General features: G+C 67.5%; 16 protein-coding genes and 1 tRNA gene. 12 read left to right on the top strand and 5 right to left on the bottom strand.

Going from position 1 to position 16993, the window contains the following annotated elements:
- Positions 1-73: 73 nt before the first annotated feature.
- Positions 74-2461 (top strand): penicillin-binding protein 1A, encoded by a 2388-nt coding sequence (locus PSEMAI1_RS0118095; RefSeq protein WP_024304224.1) that lies wholly within the window; start codon positions 74-76, stop codon positions 2459-2461.
- Between the two features lie 109 nt (positions 2462-2570).
- Here the strand turns inward: PSEMAI1_RS0118095 and PSEMAI1_RS20745 are convergent, their stop codons facing one another.
- From PSEMAI1_RS20745 to ispB, 4 genes are all read right to left on the bottom strand, one after another.
- Positions 2571-2846 carry a VF530 family DNA-binding protein gene (locus tag PSEMAI1_RS20745; protein ID WP_024304223.1) on the bottom strand — a complete coding sequence of 92 codons (276 nt, stop codon included), beginning with the start codon at positions 2844-2846 and terminating at the stop codon, positions 2571-2573.
- The gene (locus tag PSEMAI1_RS0118085) at positions 2843-3226 is read right to left on the bottom strand and encodes a YkgJ family cysteine cluster protein (RefSeq protein ID WP_024304222.1); all 384 of its coding nucleotides are present in this window, start codon (positions 3224-3226) and stop codon (positions 2843-2845) included. The genes PSEMAI1_RS20745 and PSEMAI1_RS0118085 overlap by 4 nt, the downstream gene beginning before the upstream one ends.
- A gap of 48 nt (positions 3227-3274) precedes the next feature.
- Positions 3275-3349: transfer RNA gene (locus PSEMAI1_RS0118080), tRNA-Arg, on the bottom strand.
- A 16-nt stretch (positions 3350-3365) separates the two neighbouring features.
- Positions 3366-4415, bottom strand: a complete 1050-nt coding sequence (gene ispB, locus PSEMAI1_RS0118075; protein WP_084612731.1) for an octaprenyl diphosphate synthase — start codon at positions 4413-4415, stop codon at positions 3366-3368.
- Between the two features lie 121 nt (positions 4416-4536).
- On the opposite strand from ispB, the gene rplU reads away from it, so the two are divergent.
- The 10 genes from rplU (at position 4537) to tpx (ending at position 14639) form a co-directional block, all read left to right on the top strand.
- Complete coding sequence (gene rplU, locus PSEMAI1_RS0118070) at positions 4537-4848, top strand: 50S ribosomal protein L21 (protein ID WP_024304220.1); 312 nt, start codon at positions 4537-4539, stop codon at positions 4846-4848.
- A gap of 13 nt (positions 4849-4861) precedes the next feature.
- Positions 4862-5137 (top strand): 50S ribosomal protein L27, encoded by a 276-nt coding sequence (gene rpmA, locus PSEMAI1_RS0118065; RefSeq protein WP_008952322.1) that lies wholly within the window; start codon positions 4862-4864, stop codon positions 5135-5137.
- A gap of 127 nt (positions 5138-5264) precedes the next feature.
- The gene (obgE, locus tag PSEMAI1_RS0118060; RefSeq protein ID WP_024304219.1) at positions 5265-6431 is read left to right on the top strand and encodes a GTPase ObgE; all 1167 of its coding nucleotides are present in this window, start codon (positions 5265-5267) and stop codon (positions 6429-6431) included.
- A 30-nt stretch (positions 6432-6461) separates the two neighbouring features.
- On the top strand, positions 6462-7754 hold the full coding sequence (locus PSEMAI1_RS0118055; protein WP_024304218.1) for a hypothetical protein: 1293 nt from the start codon (positions 6462-6464) through the stop codon (positions 7752-7754).
- Between the two features lie 3 nt (positions 7755-7757).
- Entirely contained in the window at positions 7758-8522 is a 765-nt protein-coding gene (locus PSEMAI1_RS0118050) for a hypothetical protein (RefSeq protein WP_024304217.1), read from the top strand.
- Positions 8522-11335, top strand: coding sequence for an ATP-binding protein (locus PSEMAI1_RS0118045; protein WP_024304216.1), 2814 nt, complete (start codon positions 8522-8524; stop codon positions 11333-11335). The genes PSEMAI1_RS0118050 and PSEMAI1_RS0118045 overlap by 1 nt, the downstream gene beginning before the upstream one ends.
- 118 nt (positions 11336-11453) lie before the next feature.
- Positions 11454-12677 (top strand): DUF2399 domain-containing protein, encoded by a 1224-nt coding sequence (locus tag PSEMAI1_RS0118040; protein WP_024304215.1) that lies wholly within the window; start codon positions 11454-11456, stop codon positions 12675-12677.
- Between the two features lie 53 nt (positions 12678-12730).
- Complete coding sequence (locus tag PSEMAI1_RS0118035; RefSeq protein ID WP_024304214.1) at positions 12731-13630, top strand: DMT family transporter; 900 nt, start codon at positions 12731-12733, stop codon at positions 13628-13630.
- Positions 13631-13655: 25 nt separating this feature from the next.
- Entirely contained in the window at positions 13656-14051 is a 396-nt protein-coding gene (locus PSEMAI1_RS0118030; protein ID WP_024304213.1) for a carboxymuconolactone decarboxylase family protein, read from the top strand.
- A gap of 90 nt (positions 14052-14141) precedes the next feature.
- On the top strand, positions 14142-14639 hold the full coding sequence (gene tpx / locus PSEMAI1_RS0118025) for a thiol peroxidase (protein WP_024304212.1): 498 nt from the start codon (positions 14142-14144) through the stop codon (positions 14637-14639).
- A gap of 66 nt (positions 14640-14705) precedes the next feature.
- Here the strand turns inward: tpx and PSEMAI1_RS0118020 are convergent, their stop codons facing one another.
- Positions 14706-16352 carry a methyl-accepting chemotaxis protein gene (locus tag PSEMAI1_RS0118020; protein ID WP_024304211.1) on the bottom strand — a complete coding sequence of 549 codons (1647 nt, stop codon included), beginning with the start codon at positions 16350-16352 and terminating at the stop codon, positions 14706-14708.
- Between the two features lie 153 nt (positions 16353-16505).
- Here PSEMAI1_RS0118020 and PSEMAI1_RS0118015 point away from each other — a divergent pair, with 153 nt between their 5' ends.
- Positions 16506-16940 (top strand): hypothetical protein, encoded by a 435-nt coding sequence (locus PSEMAI1_RS0118015; RefSeq protein WP_024304210.1) that lies wholly within the window; start codon positions 16506-16508, stop codon positions 16938-16940.
- The last annotated feature ends 53 nt before the right edge of the window (positions 16941-16993 follow it).

Here is a 16993-nt window from a genome sequence, read left to right as displayed (position 1 = left end):
TGGTCCAATGTTATGTCTTGTGCGGTCTTACAAGACGTTATAATCCGCTTTCCAGCGAAAGCCCATTTTGATCATGTTTAAACGAATTTTTGCGATTCTTGCCGGTTTGCTTATTGGTGGTTCCATTCTGGCGGCCGGAGGCCTGGCAATCGCAATCATCATAACGTATCCGCGTCTTCCCAGTCTTGACGTCCTTACCGATTACCGGCCGAAGATTCCGCTGCGTGTGTTCGCCGCGGATGGTCAGCTGATCGGCGAATTCGGCGAGGAACGGCGCTCTTTCATGCGCATCCACGATGTGCCCGTGCTGATGAAGCAGGCTGTGCTGGCTGCGGAGGACGACCGATTTTATCAGCATAGCGGGATCGATTATGTCGGAGTGATGCGTGCTGCCGTCGGCAATATCGTATCAGGCCACGCAAGGTCCGGCGCCAGTACCATCACCATGCAGGTGGCAAAAAATTTCTTCCTATCCAGTGAAAAGACTTTTACGCGGAAGTTTAACGAGGCTTTGCTGGCTTTCAAGATCGAGCACACGCTGTCGAAGGACCAGATCCTCGAGCTGTATTTCAACCAGATCTACCTGGGGCAACGTGCTTACGGTTTCGCGGCGGCGGCGCAGGCTTATTATGGCAAAGCAATCAAAGACTTGAGCGTCGCGGAAATGGCGATGCTGGCCGGCCTGCCCAAGGCGCCGTCGGCGTATAACCCGGTGGTGAACCCGGGACGGGCGCGGCTGCGCCAGCAGTACGTGCTGCGCCGCATGCGCGAGCTGAATTTCATCAGCCAGGAACAGTACGACGCCGCACTGGCCGAGAAGCTGCACTTGGCGGGACAAGGGGCCGAGGCCAGCATGCCGGCCCAGTATGTGGCGGAAATGGTACGCCAGGCCATGTACGACCGTTATCGCGACCAGGCCTATACGCAGGGGTTCCGCGTGTTCACCACCATCGACAGCCAGCACCAGCAGTGGGCGTTCGACGCGCTGCGCGCCGGCCTGATGGATTACGACCGCCGCCACAGCTACCGCGGCCCGGAGGGCTTCGTCGATCTGTCCGGCCTGGAGGGCGACGAGCGCATCGAGGCGCTGGACGAGGCGCTGGCGGAGCTGCGCGACAGTGGCGACCTGCAGCCGGGCGTGGTGCTCGAGGCTTCGGGCCGTGCCGTCAAGGTCTACCTGCGCGGCGGCGCGGTGGCGACGGTGAGCGGCCGTGGTCTCGATTTCGCGCGCCGTGCGCTGAGCAACAAGCTGACCCCGGCCCAGCAGCTGCGGCCGGGGGCCATCGTGCGGGTGAGGGCGGATAGCAAGGGGGGCTGGAACATCGCCCAGATGCCGGAGGTGGAGGGGGCGTTCGTGTCGCTCGATACCCGTACCGGGGCGATCAAGTCGCTGGTCGGTGGTTTCGACTTCAACCGCAGCAGCTTCAACCACGTCACCCAGGCCTGGCGCCAGCCCGGCTCGACCTTCAAGCCGTTCATCTATTCGGCCGGCATCGAACGCGGTTTCACGCCCTCGACGCTGATCAACGATGCGCCGTTGAGCATCGATCCGCAGGCCTTGGGCGGGCAGCGCTGGGAGCCGAAGAACGACGACGGCAAGTTCGCCGGCATGATCCCGATGCGCCGCGCCTTGGCGCTGTCGAAGAACCTGGTGTCGATCCGCGTGCTGATGGCCATCGGTACCGATTATGCCCAGCAGTACATTCAGCGCTTCGGTTTTGCCGCCAAACAGCACCCGGCCTACCTGACCATGGCGCTGGGGGCGGGGTCGGCCACGCCGCTGCAGATGGCCGAGGGTTACTCCACCTTCGCCAACGGTGGCTTCCGCGTCCGTTCCTACTTCATCGACCGCATCGAGGACGTGAATGGCCGCGTGCTGGCCAAGACCGTGCCGACCGTGGCCGGGCAGAATGCGCCGCAGGTGATCGATCCGCGTAACGCCTTCATCATGACCAGCATGATGAAGGACGTGGTGCGCTTCGGCACCGCCAACCGCGCCATGACGCTGGGGCGGCAGGACCTGGCGGGTAAGACCGGTACCACCAGCGATTTCCGCGATGCCTGGTTCGCCGGCTTCAACCCGAACCTGGCGGCGGTGGTGTGGGTCGGCTATGACCAGCCGCGCAGCCTGGGGCGCTACGGTTACGGCGGCACGGCCGCCCTGCCGATCTGGATCAACTACATGGCGAATGCGCTGAAGGGCGCGCCCGAGATCGATCTGCCGCCGCCGCAAGGGGTGGTAGTGCGTACCGGCGGGGGCTTGCGTGGTGGCGACGAGTTCTATTACGAGGAATTCCAGCATACCAACCCCGAGTTGCGGCTGGATAACTCCGGTACCGTGCCGGGTGGCGCGGCGGCTTCCGACGAGGAGAGTGTCGGCCCCGATACCCAGGGTGAGAACCCGCAGGGTACGCCGCCGGCGCGCGACGCGGTGGAGAACGTCAAGGAGCTGCTGTTCTGAGCGTTCGCCTGGATTGGGCCGGGGTATCGGCCCAGCGGTTTGGAATAAATATAAGGAATACAGCCCGATCGCGTCAGCCGCTCGGGCTGTTTTTCCGTCTGATGCGGGGTCAGCCCTTGCGTGGCTTGATGAAGCTGGCCTTGCCGCCGGTGGCGGGAGCAGGGGTGGTGCGTTTGAGCTGCAGGTAGAGCGCCTCGACCTGATCGCGCGCCCAGGGCGTGCGGCGCAGGAAGGTCAGGCTGGACTTGATGCTCGGGTCGTGGTTGAAGCAGCGGATGTCGATCAGCGCGCCCAGCCGTTCCCAGCCGTAGTGCGCCACCAGCTCGTTCAGCATTTTCTCCAGCGTCACGCCGTGCAGCGGGTTGTTCGGTTGCGGCGAACTCATGAGGTGGTTTTCTTGCGGTAGGCGCAGTAGCCGGGGCGGGGGCCGATGCGCGGGTGGTTGCGGCAGGTGTCCGGCCGCCGCTCGTAAATCGTGCAGCGTCGGGTGTGCTTGTCGAGGTAGTGACAGTCGCCGTTGGCGCGGCGCGCCAGGGTGAACAGCTCGCGCTTGAAGTTGAAGTGTTCGATCACGCCCTGCTTCGTCAGGCGTTTGGCGATGTTCTTGGGCGGCTCGCCGGTTTCGAATTCGTCCACCACGCCGATGCGGATCAGGTCGGTGAGGCGCACTTCGACCGGCATGGTGCAGCAGCTGGCCATGCAGTCGCTGCACAGCGAGTCCTTGTACTTGAACCAGGTGCTGGTGCGGTCGATGTCGGCGTACATGAGGCGTGGTGGAATCCGATGGGCGTAAGGAGGCCGGGTGATGCGAGATGGCGCCCCCACCAGGAATCGAACCTGGAACTGCCCCTTAGGAGGGGGCTGTTATATCCATTTAACTACAGGGACGGCCTGGGAAAACGGGTCAGCTGTTGCGCTCGACCGACAGCCGGGCCAGTTCGATCAGCGCCTGCTTGCTGCTGCTGTCCGGGAGATTGGCGATGACGGCGACGGCGCGTTCGGCGGCACGCACCGCCTCGCCCTTGGCGTAGTCCAGCGCGCCGCAGGATTGTACCGCAGCCAGCACTTCGTGGAAACGGTCGCCGCGGGCGTTCTCGATGGCGTCGCGCACGGTGGCGGCCGCTTCCGGGGTGCCGTGGCGCATGGTGTAGATCAGGGGCAGCGTGGGTTTGCCTTCGGCCAGGTCGTCGCCCAGGCTCTTGCCGATGGTGTCGGCGTCGCCCGAGTAGTCGAGCACGTCGTCGATGATCTGAAAGGCGGTGCCCAGGTGCATGCCGTAGTCGGCCAGCGCCTGTTCCTGTTCCGCCGTGGCGCCGGCGATCAGCGCGCCGACGCGGCCGGCGGCCTCGAACAGCTTGGCGGTCTTGTACTGGATCACCTGCAGGTATTGCGCCTCGGTGACGTCGGTGTTGCCGATGTTGAGCAACTGCAGCACTTCGCCTTCGGCGATGATGTTGGTGGCCTCGGCCATCACTTCCAGGATGGCCATGTTGCGCGTGGTGACCATCATCTGGAAGGCGCGGGTATAGAGGAAATCGCCGACCAGCACGCTGGCGGCGTTGCCGAACAGGGCGTTGGCGGTTTCGCGGCCGCGGCGCAGTGCGGATTCGTCCACAACGTCGTCGTGCAGCAGCGTGGCGGTGTGGATGAATTCGATCATCGCCGCCAGTTCGTGCAGGTGCTCGCCGCGGTAGTCCAGCGCCTTGCCGGCCAACAGCGTGAGCACCGGGCGCAGGCGCTTGCCGCCGGCGGAGATGATGTATTCCGCCACCTGGCGGATCAGGACGACATCGGAGTGCAGGCGGGCACGGATCACGCGGTCGACTGTCTGCATGTCGTCGGCGAGCAGGGAGCGGAAGAGCGGGGTGCTGGACACGTTGGTAACCGGGTTATTCGTTGTACTTGGCCAAAAAATTCGCGCTGATGTTACCAGAAAAGCCGCTGTTCCCGCCATGCACCACTCGGCTCCTGTTGTCCGGGGAAAAAAATTGACATGTTTCAGTGACTTAAGTATGATTCCCGGCTTCCTGTGTATTGGCGCAGGAATTTAGATTCCCTATTCAGGAGCTATGCGAATGTATGCGGTCGTAAAAACTGGCGGCAAGCAGTACAAAGTTGCCGTTGGCGAAAAACTTAAAGTAGAACAGATACCTGCAGACGTCGACAGCCAAATCGTACTCGAAGAAGTGCTGATGATTGCTGACGGTGAGCAGGTTGTTGTGGGCACCCCGCGCGTTGCTGGCGCGACCGTGAAGGCGACCGTGGTCGCTCACGGCCGTGGCGAGAAGGTCCGCATCTTCAAGATGCGTCGCCGTAAGCACTACCAGAAGCATCAGGGTCACCGTCAGAACTACACCGAAATCCGTATCGACGAGATTTCCAAGTAAGGAGTAAACAGTCATGGCACACAAGAAAGCAGGCGGTAGCTCCCGCAACGGTCGTGACTCCGAAGCCAAACGCCTGGGCGTTAAGGTTTACGGCAGCGAACTGATTCCGGCCGGTTCCATCATCGTGCGTCAGCGCGGCACCAAGTTCCACGCTGGCGAAAACGTCGGCATGGGCAAGGACCACACCCTGTTCGCCAAGGTTGATGGCTATGTAGAGTTCACCACCAAGGGTGCTCTGAGCCGCAAGACCGTGAACGTGGTTCCGTACACCGGTGTAGACGGCGAGTAATCGTCAGCTACCGGTTAAAAGCCCTATCCTGGCGATAGGGCTTTTTTGTTTTTTCACGAGGCGTGAGGCGTGAGCGGCTGGCCGCGGCCGTTGACGCCTGACTCCTCATTGACTTACTGGAGGACCCATGAAGTTTATCGATGAAGCCCGTATTGAAGTGATCGCCGGCAAGGGCGGCAATGGCGCGGCCAGTTTCCGCCGCGAGAAGTTCGTGCCGTTCGGCGGTCCGGATGGCGGCGACGGCGGCAAGGGCGGCAGCGTGTACGCGGTGGCGGACGAGAACGTCAACACCCTGGTGGAGTACCGCTTCGTCAAGAAGTACGTGGCACAGCACGGCGAGAAGGGGCACGGCGCGGATTGCTACGGCAAGGGCGGCGACGACATCGAGCTGAAGATGCCGGTGGGCACGGTGATTATCGACGCCGACACCGAAGAGGTAGTGGCCGACCTGGCGCGCCACGGCGAGCGTGTGATGCTGGCACGCGGCGGCAAGGGCGGGCTCGGCAACATCCACTTCAAGTCGTCCACCAACCGCGCGCCGCGCCAGTGCACGCCGGGTGAGGAGGGCGAGCGCCGCAACCTGCGGCTGGAGCTGAAGGTGCTGGCCGACGTCGGCCTGTTGGGCATGCCCAACGCCGGCAAGTCGACCTTCATCCGCGCGGTGTCCGCCGCCAAGCCGAAGGTGGCGGACTACCCGTTCACCACGCTGCACCCCAACCTGGGCGTGGTGCGCATGCAGGATACGCGCAGCTTCGTCATCGCCGACATTCCCGGCCTGATCGAAGGTGCGGCGGAAGGCGCCGGCCTCGGCCACCGCTTCCTCAAGCATTTGAGCCGCACCGGCCTGCTGTTGCACGTGGTGGATATCGCTCCGTTCGACCCCGAGGTCGATCCGGTGCGCGAGGCGCGCGCCATCGTCGAGGAGCTGAAGAAGTACGACGAGACGCTGTACAACAAGCCGCGCTGGCTGGTGCTGAACAAGGTGGACATGCTGCCGGAGGAGGAGCGCGAGCTGACGGTGAGCGCTTTCCTCGAGGCTTATGGCTGGCCGAAGCAGCAGCCCAACGACGAGTTCGAGTTCGACATGGAGACGCCGCGCGTGTTCACCGTGTCGGCGCTGACCGGCGAGGGCACCCAGGCGGTGACCTACGCCATGATGGAGTACATCGAACGCGTGCGTCAGGCCGAGCGTGCCGCCGCCGAGCTGGCCGAACGCCAGGCCGCCGAAGCCAAGGCCGCGGCCAAGGCGGCGCGCCAGAACGTCCTCACCCGTACCGCGGGCGTTGACGAGTAATCCCTCCGCTCGGACAATCCGGCTTTTGTCATGACCGGATTGTCCGTGCATTCGCTTTCCGATTTCTTCCAGCCTGGCATCGATCCGGCGACGCTGTCGTCGGTCAATCGCCTGACCGCCGCCTGGCCTTATCTGTCCGTCTTCATCACGCTGTTTCGCGGCGGCGACGAGGAGGTGCTGCTGCGCCTCCTGGTGCTGCGCGAGCTGGGTGGCCGCGCCGACGCCCCGTTGTGGACGCCGGCCGAGATTGCCCAGCGTTTCGCCTACCTCAACCCGACCAAGCTCGACACCATCCTGAAGCGCCTGCGCGAGGGCGAGTTGCTGGTGTGGGAGTCCGACGGCGGCCGCTACCAGCTCTCCGAGGGCGCACGCGTGGCGCTGGCGGCGCTGGCGACCATGGTCGACTTCGCCGGCGACGACGTGGAACTGGGTTATCTGACTAGCCAAGTCGCGGCCGGGCAGGCGGTGGGGCAGGTGTCGGATGAGGCGCTGCGTCACCTCTTAGCACGCCTCAACGAACTCTACGCCGAGTTCGAGGCGGCGCTGGAGTCGCAGTCGGAGTTCCGTATCCGCGCTGCGCAGCATCGCCTCGACGCGGTGTGGCGCTGGGTGGCTAAGTCGACCGAGGTGGTACGCCGCCTGACCGCCGACGAGACGCTGGATCTGGCCACCTTGAACCAGGCGCAGGCCATCGCGCTGGCGCAAAGCCGCATGCTGGCGCTGGCCGGCACCTTCGAGCGGCGCCTGGCGCAGCTGGCGGCGCAGCGCGTGCACCTGGGCAGTTCCGGGCTGACTTCGACCGATATCGCCGACTGGCTGCGTCGTCAGCAGGTCGGCCAGTTGGCGACGCAGCTGGCAGGCTGCCTGTCGATCTGTCCCGAACCGGCCTTTCTTGCCACTCCGGAACTGGCCGACGTGGCCGAGTTCGAGCTGTTGGCGCGTGAGCGCGCCAAGGCGGGCAACGCCACGCTGCCCGGTGCCGAGGCTGCGCCCTTGGCCGACGCGCCGGAGGTGGAGCGCCTGCTCGCCGCCGAGGCGATGTACGACGAGCTGTTGCAGTTGGGCCTGGAGCTGGGCGAGAGCGGGGCGGCCGAGCTGCCGATCGCGCGTGCGGTGCTGGCCGACAGCTACGACGAGACCGCCTACCGGTTGTCGCTGCTGTCGCTGCTCGGCGACCCGGAAAGCCGCGGCGACGCCAGCATCGTTGCCGACCTGGCGCGGCTGCCGCTGCAACTGACCGGCGGCGAGTCCGTCATCGAACCCGATCACCCGGAAGTGGCCGCGCTGTCCGACGCGTGGCTGCGGCCCCATACCCCGAACTGAGCCATGGAACTGGAACTCAAGACCCTCACCGCGCGCCTGCTGGCGCAGCGCGTACTGCCGCGCGCCGACCCGCTGGCGCGCCGAGCCCTGCTCGACGAGAGCTTCCGCAGCGAGCTGGACCGCCGTCTGGCCGACGTCGGCCTGCGCCTGGTGGAAAACCCCTACGCCGAACACGTGGCGGTGTCGCTGCTGCCGGAGATGACCGAGCCGGTGTTCGGCTCGGGCGAGGCCTGGCTCAACAACAACCTCGGCCTGCCGCGTGACGGCGTGGCCTTGCTGGTGATCCTGTGGGCGCTGATCGTGCTGCCCAAGCGCGAGCGCCAGATCGCCCGCGTCGAGGCTGGGCGCGAGAGCCAGCACGACATGTTCGGCGCGCAGAAGCCGCTGGAAACCGGCGAGTCGGTCTCCACCGGGGTGTCGGAGGAGGCGCTCTACGCCGATTTCGGCAAGGCGCTGGGCGGCCGCACCCGTTTCAACGCCAACCTCGGCCGCCTGGTCAACCTGGGCTTCGTGGTCCGCCGCAACAAGTGGCTGGACGAGGGGCCGATGCTGGATCTGATGATCGACTATGCCCAGCTCGCACCGCGCATCATCGACGGCGCGCTGGCCGAGGTGCTGCGCCAGCGCGAGGGCAGGGCGGCTCTGGCCGACAAGACGCAGGAGGCCGCGGCTACCGATGCCGGGACCGACACGCTGGCCGAAGCGCCGGCCGAGAACGGTGACGGTTCCTTGTTCGAATCCGGGTTCGAAGCCGGGGAGGTGCGCTGATGTTCCAGATGAAAGCGGTGGAAATGGTGCACTGGGACTTCTGGCAGCGGCTGACCGTGCCGCTCGATGCCCAGATCGTCACCATCATCGGCCCCAACGGCTCGGGCAAGACGACCTTGCTGGACGCGATGCGCACGCTGCTGGCGATCAAGTGCTCCGGCAAGCGCGACTACAAGCGCTACGTGCGCAACAACCGCGAGGCCTTCGCCTATTTGCGCGGCGTGGTCGACAACCCGCGGCGGCCTTCCGGCGGGCTCTACCCGACGCCGTTCTTCCCCATCGTCAGCGACGCCGTGACGCTGCTGTGCCGCATCAAGAAGCAGGGCGGCGACTGGGTGCGCCACTACGCCATCCTTGACGGCGATGTGCCGCTGGAACTGGCCGAAGGCCAGGCGCAGTGGCTCGGGGTGCAGGAATACCGCCGCCGTCTCGAGATGGCCGGGCTGACCCCGGCGGTGGCCGAGGTGCTGGCGCTGGAGCAGGGCGATACCGACAAGCTCACCGAATACAGCCCGCGCCAGCTGCTCGACCTGGTGTTCCAGGTGTTCGGCGACAAGGACGTGCTCGACAACTACCAGCGCGCGCGCGAGGAACAGCGCGCCACCGAGCTGGAGCTGGAGGCGCTGACGCGCCAGGAGGAGGTGCTGGAAGGGCGCGTCGAAACCATGAAGACGCGCGCCAACCGCCATCTGGAATGGCGCCAGTTGCAGCACAATATCGCCCGCCTGCGCGACGAGGTGCTGCCGGTGCTGGGCTATCTCGACGGCAAGGCCTCGTTTGCCGGGGTATGGCGCGGCTACCGCAGCGGCTACCACGCGCTGAACCGGGCGAGCGCCGAGCATGCCGAGACGCTGGAACTGGTGGCGCGGCTCAAGGCCGCCGAGGTTGCCGCCGACGCGGCGCGCGTCGCGGCGGAAAGCGCCCGGCAGGCGGCGCAGGAGGCTTTCATGACGGCCAAGTCGGAACACGCCGGCGTGGCCGGCCAGCTCAAGGAGCGTGACCGCCTGCGGGCGCTGGCCGACAAGGAATACGGTGCCGACGCCGCCGCGCTGGCCGAGCAACTGACCGGCTTGCGCAGCCGTGCCGACACGCTGAAGGACGGCCTGCGCGCACTCAAGCAGCAGCGCGAGGAGAAGTCGCAGCAGCTCGAGTCGCTGGAGCTGGGGCGCACGCGCGCGCCGGACGAGGTGCGCCACTTCCGCGCCGCGCTCGACGAGGCCGGCATCGGTCACGCCATGTTGTCCGAGCTGGTCGAGGTGACCGACGCGCGCTGGCAGGGCGCGGTCGAGGCGCTGCTCCGGCCCTACCGCTACGTGGTGCTGCTGGACGATCCCGCCGACCGGCGCGAGGCCTGGCAGCTGGGTGAGCGCCACCGCTACCGCCACTTCGTGGTACCCGAGCGCGCCAGCCCACCGCCAGCGAAGAAGGGCAGCCTGCTCGAGGTGGTGCGCTTCTCGGCCAACGCGCCGGACTGGCTCTACCGCCAGATGAACGGCGTCACCCGCGTCGAGGACGCCCGCGAGGGAGCAGACGTTGACGGCGACTGGATCACCCGCGACGGCTATTTCCGTGAACGGCGCGGTGCGCGCCACATCGGTGTCGCCCCGCACGACTACGCCTTCGGCGAGGCGGCGCGCCAGTCGCGCCTGTTGGCGCTGCGCGACGAGCTCAAGCGCCTCAACGTGCAGATCCTGGCCGACGAGGACGAGCTGGTGAAGGTGACGCGCGAGGCTTCCGGGCTGGCCGATTACCTGTCTGGCATGGATGCGATCCGCCAGCTCGACGACCGCGCCGAGGAGTTCGCCGCGCTGGAGGCGCGCAAGGGCTCGCTGGAGGCGGAAATCGCCCGTCTCGGCGCCGCCCTGGCCGACGCCGCGGCGGAGAAGGAGGCCGCCGACCGCCGCTACGGCGACGCCCGCCTGGCGCACGACCGCGTGTGCCAGCGCGAGCAGGACACCCTCGCCGCCTACCAGCAGCAGCGCCAGGAAGTGGACGGCGCGCGGCGCCAGCTGCGCCGCCTGCTGGCCGAACTGCGCGAGGGCGCACAGCGGCTGCCGGACGGCGCGCTGGCGCCCGAGCACGTCGCGGCGCTGGAGGACGAATTCGACAGCGCCGCCGACGCGCGCCACCAGCTCAGCTATCTCGAGGAGCGGCTGGCCAACGGCGACTGGGAAACCGACGAGGCGGTGCTGCAGCTCAAGGACAAGCTGGTGGACGACTTGGCGCAGATCGACCGCGAGCGCAGTCGGCGCCAGGCCGAGGTCGACCGCTCGCGCGAGCTCACCGACGAGGCGCGCGCCGCCTACATCGGCAAGCTGCGCGCCACGGTGCGCGCCTACGGCCAGAACGTGCGCCGCCTCGGCGAGCTGGCCGGCATCGGCGTCGAGGTCGAGCTGCCGCAGCTCGCCAACGACGATGCGGTGCTGGCGCAGGCCGGCCTGGTGCTCAAGTTCAACTTCGACCAGAAGGGCCTGATGGGCATGAACGACGGCGAGGCCTCGGGCGGCCAGCAGGTGATGAAGTCGCTGATCCTGTTGATCGGGCTGATGATGGACGAGGCCAACCCGTCCGGCTTCGTGTTCATCGACGAGCCGTTCGCGCACCTCGACATCTTCAACATCGACCGCGTCGCCGGCTTCCTCAAGGCCACCGAGGCGCAGTACCTGATCACCACGCCCAACACCCACAACGTCAACATCTTCGCGCCGTCCGAGCTCACCCTGGCGACGCGCAAGAAGCGCCCGGGCGAAACCTGGGCGCCGCCGATCCTGCAGGCGCGGCGGCGGGTGGAGGGCGCGGACAAGGCGCCGTGAGTGCGCGCCCGGCGCGGCTTGCCGTGTCCGGGCGCGGTCGATTTTTTTGCCGGGTGGCGGAAACCACCGTCGCCGACCCGGTCTATTCCTTTCTTCCCGTTCGCTTCCGGTACCGCCCATGTCCAGCTGGCTCGCCCTGATCGACCCCGACCACGTCACCCGCACCCCGCTCGGCGTGCGCGGCCACAACCTGCGGTTGACGCCGCGCGGCGAGCCGCGCGCCTTGCTGCTCGGCGCCGAGGAGCGGCAACTGATCGCCACCTGGCTCGGTTCGCGGGCGAGCCGGGTGCGCTGGACCACGCTGCTCGCCGCCACCGGTAATCCGGTGCTGGCCGAAGACCTGCTGCGCCGCTTGCTGGAAGCCGGCTGGTGCGAGGTCGAACTGCACGCCGAGGCCGGGTTGCGCCAGGCTCAGCTCGAGCCGTTCTGGGTGAGCTGGCGCGACATGTACGGCCTGCGCAGCCTGAGCGGACTCACCGACCCGCGCGAGCGCGCCGAGACGGTGGCGTTGTGGCGCGGCTGGCAGCCGGTCAACGCGCAACTGGCCGGGCTCGCCGACAGCCTCGGCAACCGCCTGCCGTCGGCCACGCTGGAGCGCCGTCTCAAGCTCGCCCAGGCGCTGGATGCCTGGCTCAGCGCTGGGCTGTGGGGCACCGAGCGTCAGTTCTCGCAGTACGCTTTCGGCCGCAGCAAGGCGTTCAACGGCGGCGACCGCGACTGGCTCGCCGCCCACGGTATCGAGCTGGAGGCCTGCGGTGTCTCGCCCCATACCCCGCACGTGTTCCTGTCCGGACCGCTGACGTTGTACGCCGGTGCCGAACCCTTGCTGGCGGCCAGCCTGCTCGGCCAGGGCGTGGCGCTGGCGCCGGAGGCGCTGCTGGCGGTGACGGCGCTGCAGGGCAGCGTGCGCGGGGTGCGCGTGGTGGAGAACCTGAGCGTGTTCGAGGTGCTGACGCGGGCGGCGCAGCCCTTCCTGACCGTCTGGGTGCCGGGTTACCCGCACCGGCGCTGGCGGGCGGCGGTCGGCCATCTGCTGGCGCGGCTGCGCCTGCCGCTGCAGGTGGCGTGCGATCTCGACCCGGACGGCATCGCCATCGCGCGGCAGGTCGGCGCCGTGGCGGAGCAGGCCGGCTGCGCCTGGCAGCCGTGGAAGATGGAGGCCGAGGCGCTGACGCTGGCCAATGGCGCCCAGCCCCTGAGCGACGAGGACGCGCACCGCCTGGCGCGGCTCGAGCGCCACGGCCTGCCGGCCATGCTGGCAGGGCTGGCCGACGCGCTGGAAGAACGGCAGCTCAAGGTCGAGCAGGAGGGGCTGTTCCTGGAGCGCCTTGCCGAGGCCTGAGCGCGGTGGGCGCGGGGCTTGCCAGCTGCCGGGGGCCATGGCAAGGTCATGCGATGACTGCCCGCACCTCCCCCTCGCTCGCCTATCTGTTCCTGACGCTGGCCCCGCTGTTCTGGGCCGGCAATTTCGTGCTGGCGCGCGCCATGCACGCCAGCGTCGCGCCGATGACCCTGTCCTTCGCCCGCTGGAGCATCGCGCTGGCGCTGCTGCTGCCGTTCGGCACCGCGCCGGCCTGGCGCCAGCGCGCACTGTGGCTGCCGCACTGGCGCCGCATCCTGCTGCTTGGCTTGCTGGGCGTGACCGGCTTCAACTCGCTGGTCTACCTTGGGGTGCAGAGCACCACTGCCACCAACGCGGTGCTGATGAACTCGTTCATTCCGATCCTGATCGTGATCTTCGGCGCGCTGGGCTTCGGCCTCAGGCTGAGCGTCCGCCAGGCGCTGGCCATCGCGGTGTCCTTCGCCGGGGTGCTCGCCATCGTCGCGCACGGCGAGCCGGCGCGGCTCTTGGCGCTCGACATCAACCACGGCGACGCCATCGTGTTCGGCGCCATGGTTGCCTGGGCGCTGTACACCCTGCTGCTGCGCGGCCTGCCGGCGGAGCTCGACCGCATCGGCATCCTCACCGTGCTGGTGGCGGTGGGGCTCATCGGCATCGCCCCGCTGTTCGCCGCCGAGCTGGCCAACGGGCGCACCACGCCGCTCAACGCCGCCACGCTGGCCACCTTCCTCTACGTCGGCACGCTGCCCTCGGTGGCGGCCTACTACTGTTACAACTACGGCGTGGCGCAGGTCGGCGCGGCGCGCGCCGGCACCTTCATCCACCTGATGCCGGCATTCGGCGCGGTGCTGTCGCTGCTGTTCCTCGGCGAGACGATCCGCGCCTACCACGTGGCCGGCATCGCGGCGATCCTGGCGGGGGTGGTGCTGTCCACCCGCGCCGCCAAGGGCTGAGCGATTTTCACAGGAGAGAGACACGATGAGCGAGCAAGACCGCGACAACGGCCGGGCGATGCGTACCCGGGTGATGGGCGAGGCCTTCGTCGAGCGCGCGATGAACAATCTGGACGGCTTTTCGCGCCCGGTGCAGGACTGGATCAACGAACACGCCTGGGGCAGCACCTGGCAGCGCGACGGCATCGACCTCAAGACGCGCAGCTTGGTCACCTGCGCCATGCTGGCCGCATTGGGACGCAGCCATGAGCTGAAAGGCCACGTGCGCGGTGCGATCAACAACGGCGCCAGCCTGGTGGAACTGCGCGAGGTGCTGCTGCACTCCGCCGTCTACGCCGGCGCCCCGGCCATGCTGGAGGCGGTGCGCGCGGCACGCGAGGTGCTGGCCGAACTGGGGCTGGAGTTGCCGGACGAGGGCTAAGGCCAGACCCTGCTGGCGTCAGGGTTGAAATCCTGGCGCCTTCCCCCACACTAACGGGACTGTTCACCCACCTCTTGAGGACACCTACCCATGGCAACCGTAACCCTGCGCGGCAACCCGGTCGACGTCGCCGGTCAGCTCCCGGCCCAAGGCGCCAGCGCCGCCGATTTCACCCTGACCGCGGCCGACCTGTCCGAAGTCAGCCTGGCTTCCTTCGCCGGCAAGAAGAAGATCCTGAACATCTTCCCGAGCATCGACACCCCGACCTGCGCCACCTCGGTGCGCAAGTTCAACGAGAAGGCCGCCGGCAAGGCCGACACCGTGGTGCTGTGCATCTCCGCCGACCTGCCGTTCGCGCAGAAGCGCTTCTGCGGTGCCGAAGGCATCGAGAACGTCACCACCCTGTCCACCTTCCGTCACCCGGAATTCGCCGAGGCGCTGGGCGTGAAGCTGGCCAGCGGCCCGCTCGCCGGCCTGACCGCGCGCGCCGTGGTGGTGCTGGACGCGAACAACACCGTGCTGCACAGCGAGCTGGTGGGCGAGATCGCCGACGAGCCGAACTACGACGCGGCGCTGGCGGTGCTGTAATTCCCGCGATCAGCCATGAAAAACGGGGCGATGCATCGCCCCGTTTTTCATGCTGGTGCGTGCCGCTCAGCCCGCGTAGGCCGGCCGCATGGCCGCCTGCGTCGCGACCGCCGGGGTGACGCTTGTCGCCAGCCCATCCAGCCGGAACCACGCCAGATTCTGATTCAGCTCACGTGCGGCGCCGGACAGCTGCTCCATCACCGGGGTGATCTCCTGCATTTGCCGGTTGATGCCGACGGCCAGCTCGGCTACCTCCTGGCCCGACAGGCGGATTTGCTGGCTGGTCTCGTCCTGCTCCTCGGTGGCCTGGCCGATGTCGTTCATCAGCCGGTTGACCTCGGAGAGCGCCTGATCCACGGCGAGCAGCGCGCCGCTCAGCGTCTGCTGTGCGGTGGTGTTCTCCACGCTGGCGCCGCGCGCCTCGTCCATGGTCTGCTGCAGCGCATGGGTGGCGTGTTCCACCTGCTGCAGCGTGCCGAAGATGCGCGTGGTGGCGTCCGAGGTGCGTTCGGACAGTTTGCGCACTTCGTCCGCCACCACGGCGAAGCCGCGTCCGGCCTCGCCGGCGCGCGCCGCCTCGATGGCGGCGTTGAGCGCCAGGAGATTGGTCTGCTCGGCGATGTCGCGGATCAGGGTGCTGATCTGCGAGATGTCGCCGATCGAGCGGCGCAGGGCCTGCATGTCGGCCAGCGCGTGCTGGATACCTTCCGCGAGCCGGTGCATGGCCTGGGCGCTGCTGGCGCCGACGCGGCGGGCCTCGTCGGTGCGGCTGGCGGCGTCCTGGGTGCCGAGGCCAGCCTGGCTGACGTGGCGCGCGATGCTGGCCGAGGCCTCGGCGATCAGCCCGACCGCGAGCCGGCTGTCTTCGCTCTTGCTGGCCTGCAGCCGGGTTTCCTCCTCCACCTGCGCGGTCAGCGCCAGCACTTGGCGACTGTGCCGCTCGCTGCTCTGCGCGTTGTCGTGCACCGCCCGGATCAGCGTAGCGAGCTGGTCGAGAAAGCGGTTGATGCGTGCCGCCGCCTGCGCCAGCTCATCCTTGCCATGCGCCGGCAGCCGCACCCCGAGATCGCCCTCGCCGAGCCGGTCGGCGGCCTGCGCCATGGCCGTGAGCTGGCGCTTGAGGTGGCGCGCCAGCGCGAGCTGGATCAGCACCACCAGGCCGCTCGCCAGCGCCAGCGGGCCCAGCACCATGATCGCCAGTTCGCCCAGCGCGTTTTGCATGCGGTCTTCTTCGGCGGTCAGCCCTTGCTGTTCGGCCTGCAGCCGGACGTCGACTAGCTCGACCAGCGGCACGATGTGCATCTGGTAGGCCTGCTCGGGTATGGACAGCGCATCCTGCGGCGCGGTCTCGGCGATGGCGATGGCGCTCTTCAGGTTCTTGGCGAACTCGCCCCAATGGCTGGCCAGCGCGCCGCCGAAGGCCTGGCGCTGGGCGGCGGGCAGGGCGGGGACGATGCGTTTCGACAGCCGAGCCACCGTGTTCTCGATAGCCGTCAGGCGCTGTGCCGTGTCCGGCAGCAGCGGGTCGGCGCGCGACAGCGACAGTACCGAGGCCTTGAGCTCGTTCAGGTTGGCCGACAGGGTCTGGCGTTCGCGGTAGTGGTCGAACTGGCGGGTGAGGGCGGTCAGCTGGTAGCCGGTCAGCGCCAGCACCAGGATCAGGCTGGCGACACTGAACAGCACCGTCAGCCACAAGCGTTTGACGAGGGTCATGGTGACGAGCGAGGCAAAGACAAGGGCCTGTAGTCTAGTGGACGACCATGACACGAAGATGAAGGCCGGTCGGCGCGCCAACTTGATCTTGGGCAATGAAGAATGGTTTTTGGGCTGCTAGGCTGAAAACAGTCTTCTGCCCGAAGTCATGTCATGACCCTGCTGCGAAAACATCTGCCCTTGCTCTGCGGCCTGCTGGCCGCTCTGTGGCTGTTTTTTGCGTCCGCCGGCATGCTGGGCGCGTGCCTCGGGCCGTTGGCCGCGGTTCAGGGGGAAGAGGTGGCCAGCGTGGCGGTCCAGCCGCGTGCCGGCCATGGCCATGATGGGGTGCAAGCCCACTCGGCCGGCCTTCCCGACAGAGGCGAGCGGCTCACCTGCGCCAAGCTGTGTGCAGATGACCTGGGCGGGGTGCTGAAACCTCCCTCGCTCGATAGCGGACAGTTCGCCATCCTGGCGTTGGCCGTGCTGTGTTTCGTACGGCCGCCTTTCCTGCCGGCGGCCGCACCCGTCAGGCGCGTTGTCGGCGCTCTTTTCGCTGCCATCGGCACGCCACCGCCGACCATCCGTTTCCACCGCTTCAACAATTAGCCTTCGGCTGCCCTTTCCCCGCGCCGGGAAAGCACTGGCTCGTCCGTCCGAAG

This window comes from Pseudogulbenkiania sp. MAI-1 (assembly GCF_000527175.1).
In the GTDB taxonomy this organism is placed as follows: Bacteria; Pseudomonadota; Gammaproteobacteria; order Burkholderiales; family Chromobacteriaceae; genus Pseudogulbenkiania.
Note: the sequence above shows the minus strand (reverse complement) of the source record. Positions and strands in the feature narration are given on the sequence as shown.